Origin of the sequence: Aminobacter niigataensis, assembly GCF_014200015.1 — a bacterium.
In the GTDB taxonomy this organism is placed as follows: Bacteria; Pseudomonadota; Alphaproteobacteria; order Rhizobiales; family Rhizobiaceae; genus Aminobacter; species Aminobacter niigataensis.
Window position 1 is genome coordinate 354,122 of record NZ_JACHOT010000004.1, and the last position, 16,037, is coordinate 370,158.

Consider the following 16,037-nt stretch of genomic DNA (forward strand, 5'->3'; position numbering starts at 1 on the left):
ATGAACGCACCGATCCTCGAACGCGACCCTTCGGATCCGACGACCAAGAAGGAAGAGGTCAGCCCGCTGCTCAAGCTGGTGCTGGAACTTGGGCCGCTGGTCGTGTTCTTCTTCGCCAATGCGCGCGGCGAATGGCTGGCGTCGCAGTTTCCGACGCTGGCCGAGCTCGGCGGACCGATCTTCATCGCCACAGGCCTGTTCATGGCGGCCACGGCGGTGGCGCTGATCGCATCGTGGCTTCTGACCCGTTCGCTGCCAATCATGCCGCTGGTGTCGGGCGTCGTCGTCTTCGTCTTCGGGGCGCTGACGCTCTATCTGCAGGACGACGTCTTCATCAAGATGAAGCCGACCATCGTCAATACGCTGTTCGGGGCGATCCTGCTTGGCGGCCTGATGTTCGGAAAGTCGCTGCTCGGCTACGTCTTTGCCTCCGCTTTCCGGCTCGACGCCGAAGGCTGGCGCAAGCTGACTTTTCGCTGGGGGCTGTTCTTCCTGTTTTTGGCCGTGGTCAACGAAGTGGTCTGGCGCTCGTTCTCGACCGACACCTGGGTGGCCTTCAAGGTGTGGGGCATCATGCCGATCACGCTTCTGTTCACCTTCAGCCAGATGCCGCTGATCATGCGCCATTCGCTGGAAGAGCACGCCGGCAAGTAGGCCGAACCACACCAACTCTGACGCATCGTCGGGTCGCCATGCGCGTCGCGCATTGCTGCATTGCAGCATCTTATTTTGCGGCGCGGCAGTTCCTATGTCATCGTCGGATTGATCAGGGAGGTCAAATCGCGCCGCCACCAGCGGCATGATGAAAGGAACGCACCATGTTTTTCGACAGCCTTCTGAGCCGTGCCCGTGAAAGCGCCTCCAAGCGCAAGCAGTACAAGCGCCTCGTCGCCGAAATCGACGGCTTCTCCGGCCGCGACCTGGCCGACATGCGCGCCGACCGCAGCGAAATGCTGTACCAGGCCTTCAAGCAGGTCTACGGCTAAGCTTCGGCTTGCCCCAGCCATTCGATCCAGCGGCCGTGATAGTCGCAGCGGGCGAGCGCCCTGGTGCTCCCGCCCGGCCATGATGTCAGGCTGAGCGTTGCAAACGGGTCGCCCGCCACAAGCGGCTCCATCCTGAGCCAGTAGAGCGGCGACTGCCTTGTCGCTGCCGCGCCTGCCACCTGAAGCAGCTGCAAGATTTCCGCCCGCGTCGTCTCCGGCATGTACTGCCACATGATCGAGTGGAACAGCACGAAGGCTGCATCCGGCTTTCGTCCGGCAAGGCAGTCTTCCACGAATTCCTCGGCACCTTGCCTGACCAGCATTGGCAGTGCCTGCTCGGCGAGGCCGATCGCGGCGTCGAGCCGCTCGAGCCGAAGCGCCTGGTCGGCCCAGACATAAGAACGCAATCTCAGCCTTTGCGCCTGGTCGGAGATCCGGATCGGCGCGATATCGCAGCCTGCCCGTGCGGCGACCTGCAGGTAGCCCGACAGCGGCGGTGCCTGGCCCCTGATGTCGGGCGCGAGCTGGACGGGCGATACCGTGCTGCCCCAGCCATTTTCCCCGTAGCGATAGCCGAAACTGTCGAACAAGAGGTTCAGCCCGGCGCTGGCGCCGATCTCGGCCAGCTCTAATGGCAGGCCGCTGTCCCTTGATATGGCCAAAAACCCCGGCAGCAGCATGGCGGAGCGGGCGATCTCGTTGGTTTGCGGCGCGCTTTCGAGCATGGCCAGTAGGTGAGCTTCGTTGCGTATCAGCGCGTCGGGAACAGCCGATGCGATAGCCTGGTCGTCGGCTGTCTCGGGCGGATAGATTTTTGCCAGTCCCGCGTCGGTATCGGACAGCACCAGCGCATGCAGTCCGCCGCATAGTCTCAGCGCCAGCGCGTCGGCGCGCGCATCGCCGGGCCAGCCCAGTAGCTTTCGCCCGACCGCCGTTCGGCCGTCGAGCACCGAAGCCAGCGCCCGGCACAGCCGTGCGGTGAAAGGCGAGCCGAGTTGGTCGCAGGCATCGGCCTGATTGTGGAAATGGGCGCGGATTCGAGAGGAAGGGTCGCCATCGTACATGGCGGAGACCCTAACCCGCACAGCTGCTTATTGGGAAGCGGCGGCAGCCTTTTCGATCTCGGGCATCAGTGTGGTTGCTACCGTCTCAGGCGACATCGGGCCGACATGCTTGAACGCGATCTTGCCATCCTTGCCGACGAGGAAGGTCTCCGGAATCCCGTAGACGCCCCAGTCGATCGCCGCGCGGCCGTTAGGGTCGACGCCAACCGCGTCGTAGGGATTGCCAAGATCGCCGAGGAACCGGCGCGCGTTTTCCGCCTTGTCCTTGTAGTTCAGCCCCACGATGGTCAGGCGCTCGTCCTTGGACAGGCTGACGATCACCGGGTGCTCGTCACGGCACGGCCCGCACCACGATGCCCAGACATTGACCAGCGTCACCTTGCCGATGAATTCAGCCGAGTTGAGACCGGGAAGCGAAATCCCTTCGAGCGGCGGCAATACGGTCTTGGGCGCGGCCTGGCCGATCAGCGCCGAGGGCACGACCGACAGATCGCGGCCGGACAAAAGCTGCATCAGGAAAACCGCTGCCAGTGCAAGAAACACCAGCAACGGCAGCAGCACGAACAGCTTGCGCGGGCGTGCCGGCTTTTCGGTTTCGATGGTCATGACGCGGTTCCACTGCGGTCGGAGCGGCGGCGATGGCCGGCTGCCTCGAGTTCGGCCATTTCGCGCTTGCGGGCGCGCTGGTCGGCGAGGATCCAGATGATCAGCCCGGCGATCGCCAGCGCCGAGACGCCGTAGGCTGCGGCGACATAGAGGGCGTGCGCGCTCATCGGGCACCCGTGCGCTGGCAAAAATCGATCATGTCGCTGTTTCCGGCCATGTCCTTCACTTAGCCGCGGGTGTGCCGCCGCGCAATCGGACGCCGCGCCGCACCGTGTGTCTTGAAGCGATCGTGATCAGTCGGTGCCCGAGCGCAGGGCGACCGCCGCCGCCAGCGGCCCGATCACGGCCAGGAACATGCTCAGCGCGCACAAGATCATGAAGGGTGGGGTGAACGGGTCTGGATCGTTGACCGCACCGTAGCTCGCGGTGACGCCGAAGATCAGCACCGGGATGACCAGTGGCAGCACCAGAACCGAGATCAGCAGTCCGCCACGCTGCAGGGCGACTGTCACCGCTGCGCCGGCGGCACCGATGAAGACGATGGCCGGGGTGCCGACGAGCAGCGTCAGCGCCGCAGCGCCAATACCTAGCAGCGACATGTTCATCAACAACCCGAGCAGCGGGGCGGCGATGACCAGCGGCAACACGCTCGCCGTCCAGTGCGCCAGGCATTTTACGAACACTGTCAACGCCAGCATGTGCCGGTCGGAATTCAGCACCAGGAGGTCGAGCGAACCGTCCTCGCGGTCGGCCTGGAACAGGCGGTCGAGGCCAAGCAGGCTGGCGAGCAGCGCGCCGATCCAGAGAATCGCCGGGCCGATGCGGGCGAGCAAATTGAGGTCGGGGCCGACGCCGAATGGGATGGTGACGATGACGGCCAAAAAGAACAGCACGCCCGTCAGCGCCCCGCCGCCGGCGCGGATGCCCATGCGCACGTCACGGAGATAGAGGGCTAGCATGAGGGCTGCCTTTTCGTTCGCGCGCGGGCATTGAAAAGTTGGCGCTTCTTCCCACCCCCCTCTGTCCTGCTGGACATCTCCCCCACGAGGGGGGAGATCACGCCGTCATCGCTGCCCGCGCCAATCTCCGGCGCCGCAGGACGGGCGAAGCGGGTCGAGCTGCCAATCTTCCCCCTTGTGGGGGAGATGTCCGGCAGGACAGAGGGGGGCAACGTAGGGCGCTGATGCGGGCCGGATACGGCGCTAAACATGTACTCGCCCCATCTCCAGGGTCTTCACCCCCACCAGCCCAAGCGGCAGATGTGTCGCGGCGACGATGATGCCGCCGGCGGAGCAATGCGCCTTCATCAAGTCCGCGAAGCGCACATCGGACGCCTTGTCGAGGCCCGATGTAGGCTCGTCGAGCAGCCAGACCGGGCGGTGGCTGATGAGCAGTTTGGCGATGGCGGCGCGGCGTTTCTGGCCGGTGGAGAGGTAGCCGAAGGGCAGGTGGCCGAGGCCGCCGAGGCCTACCTCTTCGAGCGCATCTGCGATGCCGAGCTTTCCGTCGCCTGAGAAGTCACGCCAGAAGGCGAGGTTCTCGTTGACGGTGAGGGCTGCCTTCATCGCGTTCTGGTGGCCGAGATAGTGGCAGGCGGCGGCGACGGTCGAAAACTCCTCGCCCCCGCCCTCGACCATGATTCGTCCTGATGCATGCGGCAAAAGCCCGGCGATGACGCGCAAAAGCGTCGACTTGCCCGAGCCGTTGGGGCCGGTGACGACAAGGCTCTGGCCGTCCTCGAGCGCAAAGCCGATGCCGGTGAAGACAGCCTCGCCGCCGCGCTCTCCGCTGAGATTTTCGGCGATCAGCCGCATCCGTCCCCCATCGCCGAAGTCTTGTCGCCGCTGCCTTGCGTCACAGCAAAATAGGCGAATCTCCGTCTAGAACTATTCCAATTAATTCTCTATATGCCAGTTCGACCATGCCAGCGGTCGGCATGGAAAGCGAATATGCGCCGAACCAGCGCACGCGCCGCCTTGAACGGCTCGGGTTGCTTGGGGCCGGACAGCGGAAATGGCCGTACCCGCACCTTTGCGCGTGATTGCATGCCATCGGAGTCCGTTCCCGTGTAGGCTGAACAGACAAGGATGGATCGCACGTGTCCAAATCACTCGACAGTTTCAATTGCCGCCGCACGCTGACTGCAGCTGGCACCGACTATGTCTATTACAGCCTGATCGAGGCTGAGAAGAACGGCCTGACCGGCATCTCGCAGCTGCCCTATTCGATGAAGGTGCTGCTGGAAAACCTGTTGCGCAACGAAGACGGCCGCACCGTCACCAAGGAGGCGATCCAGGCGGTCGCCGGCTGGCTGACCGACAAGGGCACCGCCGGTGTCGAGATCGCCTACCGCCCGGCGCGTGTGCTGATGCAGGACTTCACCGGCGTCCCCGCCGTCGTCGACCTGGCCGCCATGCGTGACGGCCTCGCCTCGCTCGGCGGCGACCCGCAGAAGATCAACCCGCTGGTGCCGGTCGATCTGGTCATCGACCACTCGGTGATCGTCGACGAATTCGGCACGCCGCTGGCGTTCGCCCGCAACGTCGAGCTCGAATACGAGCGCAACGAAGAGCGCTACAAGTTCCTGAAGTGGGGCCAGCAGGCGTTCCGCAACTTCCGCGTCGTGCCGCCCGGCACTGGCATCTGCCACCAGGTCAACCTCGAATACCTCGCACAGACGGTGTGGACCAACACCGAGGACGGCGAAACCACCGCTTATCCCGACACCTGCGTCGGCACCGATTCGCACACCACCATGGTCAACGGCCTTGGCGTGCTGGGCTGGGGCGTCGGCGGCATCGAGGCGGAAGCGGCGATGCTCGGCCAGCCGGTGTCGATGCTATTGCCCGAGGTCATCGGCTTCCGCCTGACCGGCAAGCTGAAGGAGGGCGTCACCGCCACCGACCTGGTGCTGACCGTCACCCAGATGCTGCGCAAGAAGGGCGTCGTCGGCAAGTTCGTCGAGTTCTTCGGCCCGGGCCTGTCCAACATGACGCTGGCCGACCGTGCCACCATCGGCAACATGGCGCCGGAATATGGCGCGACCTGCGGCTTCTTCCCGGTCGATGCCGAGACCATCCGCTACCTCAACATGTCGGGCCGCGCCGAAAACCGCATCGCACTGGTCGAGGAATATTCCAAGGCGCAAGGCATGTGGCGCGACGCCTCGTCGGCCGATCCCGTCTTCACCGACCTGCTCGAGCTCGACCTCGAAACCGTCGTGCCGTCGATGGCCGGCCCGAAGCGTCCCGAGGGCCGCATCCCGCTCGAAGGCATCGCCGCGGGCTTCGCGACCGCGCTCGAAGCCGAATACAAGAAGACCGTCGACCAGTCGAAGCGTTACGCCGTCGAGGGCGAAAACTTCGACCTCGGCCATGGCGACGTGGTGATCGCGGCGATCACGTCGTGCACCAACACCTCGAACCCGAGCGTGCTGATCGGTGCCGGCCTGCTGGCCCGCAACGCCAACCGCCTCGGCCTCAAGCAGAAGCCGTGGGTCAAGACCTCGCTGGCGCCGGGTTCGCAGGTGGTGGCCGAATATCTCGAGAAGGCCGGCCTGCAGAAGGAGCTCGACCAGATCGGCTTCAACCTCGTCGGCTTCGGCTGCACGACCTGCATCGGCAACTCCGGACCGCTGCCCGCCCCGATCTCCAAGACCATCAACGACAAGGGCCTGATCGGTGCGGCGGTGCTTTCGGGCAACCGCAACTTCGAAGGCCGCGTCTCGCCCGACGTGCAGGCCAACTACCTGGCCTCGCCGCCGCTGGTGGTCGCCTATGCGCTTGCCGGTTCGGTGACCAAGGACCTGACCACAGAGCCGCTCGGCGAGGACCGCGACGGCAAGCCGGTGTTCCTGAGGGATATCTGGCCGACCAATGTCGAGATCGACCGGTTCATCGCCGAAAACGTCACCCGCGAGCTGTTTGCGCGCAAATATGCCGACGTCTTCAAGGGCGACGAGAACTGGCAGAACGTGCAGGCGCCGGAAGGCCAGACCTATGCCTGGGACGACCAGTCGACCTATGTGCAGAACCCGCCCTACTTCGTCGGCATGGGCGCGCGCCCGGGTGCGATCGGCAAGATCGAGGGCGCACGCGTGCTCGGCCTGTTCGGCGACAAGATCACCACCGACCACATCTCGCCGGCCGGTTCGATCAAGGCGGCCTCGCCCGCCGGCAAGTATCTGACCGACAATGGCGTCGGCGTCGCCGACTTCAACCAGTACGGCACGCGTCGTGGCAACCATGAGGTGATGATGCGCGGCACCTTCGCCAACATCCGCATCCGCAACCACATGCTCGGCGAGAACGGCCGCGAGGGCGGCTACACCTTCCACTACCCGTCGAAGGAAGAGATGCCGATCTACGATGCGGCGATGCAGTACCGCGCCGAGGGCGTGCCGCTGGTGATCTTCGCCGGCGTCGAATACGGCAACGGCTCGTCGCGCGACTGGGCGGCCAAGGGCACCAACCTGCTCGGCGTGCGCGCGGTCATCGCCCAGTCGTTCGAGCGCATCCACCGCTCCAACCTGGTCGGCATGGGCGTGATCCCGTTCACCTTCGAGGACGGCACGAGCTGGAAGACGCTCGGCCTCAAGGGCGACGAGCAGGTGACGATCGAGGGCCTGGAGACGATCAAGCCCCGCCAGAAGATGACAGCCAAGGTCACCTTCGCCGACGGTTCGACCAAGGACGTGCCGATCCTGTGCCGCATCGATACGCTCGACGAACTCGACTACTTCAAAAACGGCGGCATCCTGCAATACGTCCTGCGTGACCTCGCAGCGTAAGTTCGACTGGCGATTCATGTGAAACAACCGCCGGGGCGCAAGCTCCGGCGGTTTTTTGTTTTGGGATCGCTACCGTCTCGCTCTACGTTGCCCCCTTCTGGCCGACACACTTATCCACCGCCACGCTCGCTTTCGCGCCTGGCCATTGTCAAAGAGCGCTCCCGTTGCCGGGAGGTAGTTCGGGAAGCGGGGCGCGAGGCCGTGCCTTCCGATAATTAGTATGTGGCGCGACGTTCGCGCCCCGCCCGGTGTTCTTGCCCCGCTCAGTCGCCTCGGCTTTCACCGCCAGCCGCCGCAAGGCCCGGACTTGGGGGCTCATCACCCAGCAAGAGATCCGACCTCCTGCCAGCCCGGCACCGGCGCTTCCCCCCGCTGCCCGGTGCGCACCGGGGTCCCGTGGAAGATCGCGAGGATGAGGATACGGGAGGCTTGGGAGGGTGTGGAGAAACGGGGGCGGCTATCCACGCGGGCTGCTGACAGATGGTGACAGGCTGCATCGATATGTTTGGGTGCTATTGAACCGTAACGGCGGTTGCCATGCCGTGAGGCTGAGGGCCGATGCTAGCGGTGTAGAAGAACGATTTGCCGAAGCGTGGAGAAGTTATCCATGCCATTGCCCCGGCCGAGCCTGAGTTGGGTCCGGCCCTTGCCACGATGCGCGACCGCCGGCTGCCTGCGCCACAACCCGGCCATCATCGCGGGCGACGAAGAGCATGTGGCCCTGCGAGGCGAGGCAGGCCTTCAGGCGGAGCGGGTGAAGGGCTTCGTAGAAGACCTCAGGGCAACATTGTCGAGCAGCGCCTCGACGCTGGGCTGGAGCCTGCGGATTTCGATGGGAGGCATCGTCCTCTTCACCTTTTCTTCGTAAAGTCGTCACAAAACTTTGACGTTTACGTAAATCCCGTTGTTTCTAACCGATTGAAAAAGTTGAGGTCAAAATAATCGGTTGAATTTTTTTGGCCACGGAGCTATTGCGAGCCGCTATTTCTGGCTGCATTCTCGCGGCCACCTGGCCCAAACCTACTCCACCCCGCCGCCACGGCGTCGTTAAAGGCAAAGGGAAATTCCTTCATGGCACGCAACAAGATAGCCCTCATCGGCTCCGGCATGATTGGCGGCACGCTCGCCCATATGGTCGGCCTCAAGGACCTCGGCGACGTCGTCCTGTTCGATATTGCCGAGGGCACCCCGCAGGGCAAGGGCCTCGACATCGCCCAGTCCTCGCCGGTCGACGGCTTTGACTCGCGTTTCACCGGCGTCAACGACTATGCCGGCATCGAAGGCGCCGACGTCTGCATCGTCACCGCCGGCGTGCCGCGCAAGCCGGGCATGAGCCGCGACGACCTTTTGGGCATCAACCTCAAGGTCATGGAACAGGTCGGCGCCGGCATCAAGAAGTATGCGCCGAAGGCTTTCGTCATCTGCATCACCAACCCGCTCGACGCCATGGTGTGGGCGCTGCAGAAGTTCTCGGGCCTGCCCAAGAGCCACGTCGTCGGCATGGCCGGCGTGCTCGACTCGGCGCGTTTCCGCTACTTCCTGTCGGAAGAGTTCAAGGTTTCGGTCGAGGACGTCTCGGCCATGACGCTGGGCGGCCACGGCGACGACATGGTGCCGATGGTGCGCTACTCGACGGTTGCCGGCATCCCGCTGCCGGACCTGATCAAGATGGGCTGGACCAGCCAGGACAAGCTCGACGCCATCGTCGAGCGTACCCGCAAGGGTGGCGGCGAGATCGTCGGCCTGCTCAAGACCGGCTCGGCCTACTATGCGCCGGCCTCCTCGGCGATCCAGATGGCCGAAGCCTATCTCAAGGACAAGAAGCGCGTGCTGCCCTGCGCGACGCACCTGTCGGGCCAGTATGGCGTCAAGGACATGTATGTCGGCGTGCCCGTGGTGATCGGCGCCGGCGGCGTCGAGCGCATCATCGAGCTCGACTTCAACAAGGCCGAGCAGAAGATGTTCGAGAAGTCCGTCGAGGCGGTGAAGGGCCTGTGCGAAGCCTGCGTCGCGATCGCGCCGAACCTCGCCAAGAAGTAAGGATCACGCGCATGAACATCCACGAATATCAGGGCAAGCAATTGCTCAAGGGTTTCGGTGCTCCCGTCGCTGACGGCGTGCCGGTGTTCAAGATCGAGGAAGCGGAAGCGGCGGCCAAGGCGCTGCCGGGTCCGCTCTATGTCGTGAAGAGCCAGATCCACGCCGGCGGCCGCGGCAAGGGCAAGTTCAAGGAATTGACCGCCGAGGCCAAGGGCGGCGTGCGCCTGGCGAAGTCGGTCGACGAGGTCGTGGCGTTCGCCAGGGAAATGCTCGGCAACACGCTGGTGACCAAGCAGACCGGCCCGGCAGGCAAGCAGGTCAACCGCCTCTACATCGAAGACGGCGCCGACATCGACCGCGAGCTGTATCTGTCGATCCTCGTTGACCGCTCCGTCGGTCGCGTCGCCTTCGTGGTTTCGACCGAAGGCGGCATGGACATCGAGGCCGTCGCCCACGACACGCCGGAAAAGATCATCACCGTCGCGATCGACCCGGAAAAGGGCGTGACGGCTGACGACCTCAAGGCGCTGAACGGCGCGCTGAAGCTTTCGGGCGACGCGGCCAAGGACGGCGAGAGCCTGTTCCCGATCCTCTACAAGGCGTTCGTCGACAAGGACATGAGCCTGCTCGAGGTCAACCCGCTGATCGTCATGAAGAACGGCCGCCTGCGCGTGCTCGACGCCAAGGTGTCGTTCGACAACAACGCGCTGTTCCGCCATGCCGACGTGCTCGAGCTGCGCGACACCACCGAAGAGGACGCCAAGGAAATCGAGGCGTCGAAATACGACCTCGCCTATGTCGCGCTCGACGGCAACATCGGCTGCATGGTCAACGGCGCGGGCCTCGCCATGGCGACGATGGACATCATCAAGCTCTACGGCGCCGAGCCCGCCAATTTCCTCGACGTCGGCGGCGGCGCTTCCAAGGAGAAGGTGACGGCGGCGTTCAAGATCATCACCGCCGATCCGGCCGTGAAGGGCATCCTGATCAACATCTTCGGCGGCATCATGAAGTGCGACATCATCGCCGAAGGCGTGATCGCAGCCGTCAAGGAAGTGGGTCTCAAGGTTCCGCTGGTGGTTCGCCTCGAAGGCACCAATGCCGAGCTTGGCAAGAAGATCATCAACGAGAGCGGGCTGAACGTCGTTTCCGCCGATGACCTCGACGACGCGGCGAAGAAGATCGTCGCTGCGGTGAAGGGAAACTGAGCCAATGTCCATTCTCATCGACAAGAACACCAAGATCCTGGTGCAGGGCCTGACCGGCAACACCGGTTCGTTCCACACCGAGCAGGCACTGGCCTATCACGGCACCAAGATGGTCGGCGGCATCCACCCCAAGAAGGGCGGCGAGAAGTGGGACGGCTCGGTGCCGCTGCCGATCTTCTCGACGGTTGCCGAAGGCAAGGAAAAGACCGGCGCCAACGCGTCGGTGGTCTACGTGCCGCCGGCAGGAGCGGCTGCTGCGATCATCGAGGCGATCGACGCCGAGATTCCGCTGATCGTGTGCATCACCGAAGGCATCCCGGTGATGGACATGATCAAGGTCAAGGCGCGGCTCGACCGCTCGGCCTCGCGCCTGATCGGCCCGAACTGCCCGGGCATCGTCACGCCCGACCAGTGCAAGATCGGCATCATGCCGGGCAACATCTTCCGCAAGGGTTCGGTCGGCGTTGTGTCGCGCTCGGGAACGCTTACCTATGAGGCGGTGTTCCAGACCACCAATGCCGGTCTCGGCCAGTCGACGGCTGTCGGCATCGGCGGCGATCCGGTCAAGGGCACGGAATTCATCGACATGCTCGAGATGTTCCTGGCCGACGAAGAGACCAAGTCGATCATCATGATCGGCGAAATCGGCGGCTCGGCCGAAGAGGACGCAGCGCAGTTCCTCATCGACGAGGCCAAGCGCGGCCGCAGCAAGCCGATGGCCGGCTTCATCGCCGGACGCACCGCACCTGAAGGCCGGACAATGGGCCATGCCGGTGCTGTGATTTCCGGCGGCAAGGGCGGCGCGGAAGACAAGATCGCGGCGATGGAGGCAGCGGGCATCCGCGTGTCGCCGTCGCCGGCACGTCTCGGCACGACGCTGGTCGAGGCGATCAAGGGCTAAGTCAATAGCCAATAGAAAGTAGCGAATAGAGAGTAGAGAAGAGCGATGAGCGACCAAGCAAAAGCAAAGTCCTACTCGCTACTCGCTACTCACTACTCGCGCTGAAACAGGAGAGGAGCCAGAGGCTCCGAGCGATAAGATGGCACGATCCGATCAGGCCAACGACCAATTTTCCCTCACTTCGTTCCTCTATGGCGGCAACGCCGACTACATCGAGGCCTTGCACGCCGCCTTCCTTGACGATCCGGAGGCGGTCGATCCCGAGTGGCGCGACTTCTTCTCGGCGCTGAAGGACGACGCCGGCGACATCCGCAAGAATGCCAAGGGCGCTTCGTGGTCGACGCCGAGCTGGCCGCTGCAGGCCAATGGCGAACTGGTGTCGGCACTCGACGGCAATTGGGGCCTGGTCGAAAAGCATCTGGAAAAGAAGGTCAAGGACAAGGCCGCTGCTGTCGGTGTCGTGCCGTCCAAGGCCGATGTGCTGCAGGCGACGCGCGATTCCGTGCGCGCCATCATGATGATCCGCGCCTATCGCATGCGCGGCCATCTGCACGCCAATCTCGACCCGCTCGGCATCGCCAAGCCGCTGGAAGACTATAACGAGCTGTCGCCCGAGGCTTATGGCTTTACCGAGGCCGACTACGACCGGCCGATCTTCATCGACCACGTGCTCGGGCTCGAATACGCGACCATCCGCGACATGCTCGAAATCCTCAAGCGCACCTATTGCTCGACGCTCGGCGTCGAGTTCATGCATATCTCCGATCCCGAGGAGAAGGCGTGGATCCAGGCCCGCATCGAGGGGCCGGACAAGGCGATCGCCTTCACCGCCGAGGGCAAGAAGGCGATCCTGCAGAAGCTGATCGAGGCCGAGGGCTTCGAGCAGTTCATCGACGTCAAGTACAAGGGCACCAAGCGTTTCGGACTCGACGGCGGCGAATCGCTGATCCCGGCACTCGAGCAGATCCTGAAGCGCGGTGGCGCGCTCGGCCTGAAGGAGGTCGTGTTCGGCATGGCCCACCGTGGCCGCCTCAACGTCTTGACCAATGTGATGGCCAAGCCGCACCGCGCCGTGTTCCACGAGTTCAAGGGCGGCTCCTACGCGCCCGACGACGTCGAAGGCTCGGGCGACGTGAAGTACCATCTTGGCGCTTCGTCGGACCGCGAGTTCGACGGCAACAAGGTCCACCTGTCCTTGACCGCCAACCCCTCGCACCTCGAGATCGTCGATCCGGTCGTGATGGGCAAGGCGCGCGCCAAGCAGGACCAGCTGTTTGGCCGTGCGCGCGGCGAGATCGTGCCGCAGGAAGAGCGCGCCAAGGTGATGCCGCTTCTGCTGCACGGCGATGCGGCATTTGCCGGCCAGGGCGTGATCGCGGAAATCCTCGGCCTGTCGGGCCTGCGCGGCCATCGCGTCGCCGGCACGCTGCACTTCATCATCAACAACCAGATCGGCTTCACGACGAACCCGCGCTTCTCGCGCTCGTCGCCCTATCCGTCCGATGTGGCCAAGATGATCGAGGCGCCGATCTTCCACGTCAACGGCGACGATCCGGAAGCGGTGGTGTTCGCGGCCAAGGTGGCGACCGAATTCCGCATGAAGTTCCACAAGCCGGTGGTCGTGGACATGTTCTGCTACCGTCGCTTCGGTCACAACGAAGGCGACGAGCCTGCGTTCACGCAGCCGATCATGTATCGCAACATCCGCACCCATAAGACGACGGTGCAGACCTATGCCGACAAGCTGATCGGCGAGGGACTGATGAACCAGTCCGAGGTCGACAAGATGCGTGCCGACTGGCGCGGCCATCTCGAAGCCGAGTTCGAAGCCGGACAGGCCTACAAGCCGAACAAGGCCGACTGGCTGGATGGCGCGTGGACGGGCCTGCGCACGGCCGACAACCAGGACGAACAGCGCCGCGGCAAGACCGCGGTGCCGGTCAAGACGCTGAAGGAAATCGGCAAGAAGCTGACCGAGGTGCCGAAGGACTTCGAAGTCCACCGCACCATCGGCCGCTTCCTCGAAAACCGCCGCCAGGCGATCGAATCGGGTGAAGGCATCGACTGGGCAACGGCTGAATCGCTGGCGTTTGGCTCGATCCTGCTCGACGGCAATCCGGTCCGCCTGTCGGGCCAGGATTCCGAGCGTGGCACGTTCTCGCAGCGCCACACCGTGCTTTACGACCAGCGCGACGAAAACCGCTACATCCCGCTCAACAACCTGTCGGCAGCACAGGCCGGTTACGAGGTCATCAACTCGATGCTCTCGGAAGAGGCCGTGCTCGGCTTCGAATACGGCTACTCGCTGGCCGAGCCCAAGGCGCTTACGCTTTGGGAAGCGCAGTTCGGCGACTTCGCCAACGGCGCGCAGGTGGTGTTCGACCAGTTCATCTCCAGTGGCGAACGCAAGTGGCTGCGCATGTCGGGCCTCGTGTGCCTTCTGCCGCATGGCTATGAAGGCCAGGGTCCGGAGCATTCGTCGGCGCGCCTCGAACGCTTCCTGCAGCTCTGCGCAGAAGACAACATGCAGGTGGCGAACGTCACGACGCCGGCTAACTACTTCCATATCCTGCGCCGGCAGCTGAAGCGCGACTTCCGCAAGCCGCTGATCCTGATGACGCCGAAGTCGCTGCTGCGCCACAAGCGGGCGGTGTCTTCGCTGTCGGAAATCTCGGGCGAAAGCTCGTTCCACCGCCTGCTGTGGGACGACGCCCAGTATCTCGGCAACGAGCCGATCAAGCTGGTCAAGGATTCGAAGATCCGCCGCGTCGTGCTGTGCACCGGCAAGGTCTATTACGACCTCTACGAGGAGCGCGAGAAGCGCGGCATCGACGACATCTATCTCCTGCGCGTCGAGCAGCTCTATCCGTTCCCGGCCAAGGCGCTGATCACCGAGCTCAGCCGTTTCCGCAACGCGGAGATGGTGTGGTGCCAGGAAGAGCCCAAGAACATGGGTGCGTGGTCGTTCATCGATCCGTACCTGGAATGGGTGCTCGCCCATATCGACGCCAAGCACCAGCGCGTGCGCTACACCGGCCGTCCGGCCGCCGCCTCTCCGGCGACGGGCCTGATGTCCAAGCACCTGGCGCAGCTCCAGGCATTCCTCGACGACGCCCTCGGCGAATAACCAAAGAACGGACAGGCAAAAAATGGCTACCGAAATCCGTGTCCCCACCCTCGGCGAATCCGTTTCCGAGGCAACCATCGGCAAGTGGTTCAAGAAGGCCGGCGATGTGATTGCCGTCGACGAGCCCCTGGTCGAGCTTGAGACCGACAAGGTCACCATCGAAGTGCCGGCACCCGCCGCCGGCGTGCTGGTCGAGCTGACGGTCAAGGAAGGCGAGACCGTCGGCGTCGGCGCGCTGCTCGGCACCATCGGTGCCGGCGACGGCGCAGTTGCCGCTGCCAAGCCCGCTGCCGTGGCGCAGGCGTCGGCTCCGAATGCTGCCTCGACCGTCAAGGAAGCCGTCGCACAGACCGCATCTGTCGCCGGTGCACCGGCCATCGAGGAACGCAAGATGCCGCCGGCACCGGCTGCCGCCAAGCTGCTGGCCGAGACCAATCTTTCGGTCGACCAGGTCGCCGGTTCGGGCAAGCGCGGCCAGGTGCTGAAGGGCGACGTGCTCGAAGCCATCGCCAAGGGCGTTTCAGGGCCCGCAGCGGCTCCGGTTGCTGCGCCCGTGGTTGCACGTGTTCCCTCAAGCGTGGCCGATGCACCGCGCGAAGAGCGCGTGCGCATGACCAAGCTGCGCCAGACGATCGCGCGCCGCCTCAAGGAAGCGCAGTCGACGGCTGCCATGCTGACCACCTTCAACGAGGTCGACATGAGCGCGGTGATGGCGCTGCGCACCAAGTACAAGGACATCTTCGAAAAGAAGCACGGCGTGAAGCTCGGCTTCATGGGCTTCTTCACCAAGGCGGTGACACATGCGCTGAAGGAAATCCCGGCCGTCAACGCCGAGATCGACGGCACCGACATCATCTACAAGAACTTCGCCCATGTCGGCGTCGCCGTCGGCACCGAAAAGGGCCTGGTGGTTCCTGTCGTGCGCGATGCCGACCAGATGTCGATCGCCGAGATCGAGAAGGAAATCGGCCGCCTCGGCCTCGCCGCGCGCGATGGCAAGCTGTCGGTCGCAGACATGCAGGGCGGCACCTTCACCATCTCCAATGGCGGCGTTTACGGTTCGCTGATGTCGACGCCGATCCTGAACGCGCCGCAGTCGGGCATCCTCGGCATGCACAAGATCCAGGAGCGTCCGGTCGTGGTCGGCGGCCAGATCGTCATCCGCCCGATGATGTATCTCGCGCTCTCCTACGATCACCGCATCGTCGACGGCAAGGAAGCCGTGACCTTCCTGGTCCGCGTCAAGGACAGCCTGGAAGATCCGGAACGCCTGGTTCTCGACCTCTGAGGTCGAGGCGTGTAGAGCGGGTTTCACA

The 16,037-nt window shown here is 64.1% G+C and carries 14 protein-coding genes; 9 read left to right on the top strand and 5 right to left on the bottom strand.

The genetic code is table 11. The features are described 5' to 3' along the window. Both GGQ99_RS16935 and GGQ99_RS16940 read left to right on the top strand, forming a co-directional pair. Nucleotides 1–654: a septation protein A gene (locus GGQ99_RS16935; RefSeq protein WP_183263424.1), complete on the top strand. Its 654-nt coding sequence runs from the start codon at nucleotides 1–3 to the stop codon at nucleotides 652–654. A gap of 164 nt (nucleotides 655–818) precedes the next feature. After that, nucleotides 819–986, top strand: coding sequence for a hypothetical protein (locus tag GGQ99_RS16940; protein ID WP_183263425.1), 168 nt, complete (start codon nucleotides 819–821; stop codon nucleotides 984–986). On the opposite strand, the gene GGQ99_RS16945 is transcribed toward GGQ99_RS16940, so the two are convergent. The 5 genes from GGQ99_RS16945 to ccmA all read right to left on the bottom strand — a co-directional run bounded on the left by GGQ99_RS16945 (nucleotide 983) and on the right by ccmA (nucleotide 4,470). Continuing rightward, nucleotides 983–2,050, bottom strand: coding sequence for a DUF2332 domain-containing protein (locus tag GGQ99_RS16945; RefSeq protein ID WP_183263426.1), 1,068 nt, complete (start codon nucleotides 2,048–2,050; stop codon nucleotides 983–985). The two genes, GGQ99_RS16940 and GGQ99_RS16945, sit on opposite strands and share 4 nt — an antisense overlap. Before the next feature lie 27 nt (nucleotides 2,051–2,077). Continuing rightward, nucleotides 2,078–2,656, bottom strand: a complete 579-nt coding sequence (locus GGQ99_RS16950; RefSeq protein ID WP_183263427.1) for a DsbE family thiol:disulfide interchange protein — start codon at nucleotides 2,654–2,656, stop codon at nucleotides 2,078–2,080. Further along, nucleotides 2,653–2,823, bottom strand: coding sequence for a heme exporter protein CcmD (gene ccmD, locus GGQ99_RS16955; RefSeq protein WP_108606276.1), 171 nt, complete (start codon nucleotides 2,821–2,823; stop codon nucleotides 2,653–2,655). Before ccmD ends, GGQ99_RS16950 begins: the two co-directional genes overlap by 4 nt. 126 nt (nucleotides 2,824–2,949) lie before the next feature. After that, nucleotides 2,950–3,615: a heme exporter protein CcmB gene (gene ccmB, locus GGQ99_RS16960; RefSeq protein ID WP_183263428.1), complete on the bottom strand. Its 666-nt coding sequence runs from the start codon at nucleotides 3,613–3,615 to the stop codon at nucleotides 2,950–2,952. A gap of 243 nt (nucleotides 3,616–3,858) precedes the next feature. After that, entirely contained in the window at nucleotides 3,859–4,470 is a 612-nt protein-coding gene (ccmA, locus tag GGQ99_RS16965; RefSeq protein WP_183263429.1) for a heme ABC exporter ATP-binding protein CcmA, read from the bottom strand. 284 nt (nucleotides 4,471–4,754) lie between these two features. Between ccmA and acnA the strand changes: the two genes are divergently transcribed. From acnA to odhB, 7 genes are all read left to right on the top strand, one after another. Further along, the gene (gene acnA / locus GGQ99_RS16970) at nucleotides 4,755–7,445 is read left to right on the top strand and encodes an aconitate hydratase AcnA (RefSeq protein ID WP_183263430.1); all 2,691 of its coding nucleotides are present in this window, start codon (nucleotides 4,755–4,757) and stop codon (nucleotides 7,443–7,445) included. A 607-nt stretch (nucleotides 7,446–8,052) separates the two neighbouring features. Beyond that, entirely contained in the window at nucleotides 8,053–8,313 is a 261-nt protein-coding gene (locus GGQ99_RS16975) for a hypothetical protein (RefSeq protein WP_183263431.1), read from the top strand. A 203-nt stretch (nucleotides 8,314–8,516) separates the two neighbouring features. Then, nucleotides 8,517–9,485 carry a malate dehydrogenase gene (gene mdh, locus GGQ99_RS16980; RefSeq protein ID WP_108606280.1) on the top strand — a complete coding sequence of 323 codons (969 nt, stop codon included), beginning with the start codon at nucleotides 8,517–8,519 and terminating at the stop codon, nucleotides 9,483–9,485. Nucleotides 9,486–9,496: 11 nt separating this feature from the next. After that, nucleotides 9,497–10,693 (top strand): ADP-forming succinate--CoA ligase subunit beta, encoded by a 1,197-nt coding sequence (sucC, locus tag GGQ99_RS16985; protein ID WP_108606281.1) that lies wholly within the window; start codon nucleotides 9,497–9,499, stop codon nucleotides 10,691–10,693. Nucleotides 10,694–10,697: 4 nt separating this feature from the next. Further along, nucleotides 10,698–11,594 carry a succinate--CoA ligase subunit alpha gene (gene sucD, locus GGQ99_RS16990; protein ID WP_108606282.1) on the top strand — a complete coding sequence of 299 codons (897 nt, stop codon included), beginning with the start codon at nucleotides 10,698–10,700 and terminating at the stop codon, nucleotides 11,592–11,594. 139 nt (nucleotides 11,595–11,733) lie between these two features. Then, a complete protein-coding gene (locus GGQ99_RS16995; RefSeq protein WP_108606283.1) occupies nucleotides 11,734–14,721 on the top strand; it encodes a 2-oxoglutarate dehydrogenase E1 component in 2,988 nt (995 codons plus the stop codon). Between the two features lie 22 nt (nucleotides 14,722–14,743). Continuing rightward, nucleotides 14,744–16,009, top strand: a complete 1,266-nt coding sequence (gene odhB / locus GGQ99_RS17000) for a 2-oxoglutarate dehydrogenase complex dihydrolipoyllysine-residue succinyltransferase (RefSeq protein ID WP_183263432.1) — start codon at nucleotides 14,744–14,746, stop codon at nucleotides 16,007–16,009. Nucleotides 16,010–16,037: the final 28 nt, after the last annotated feature.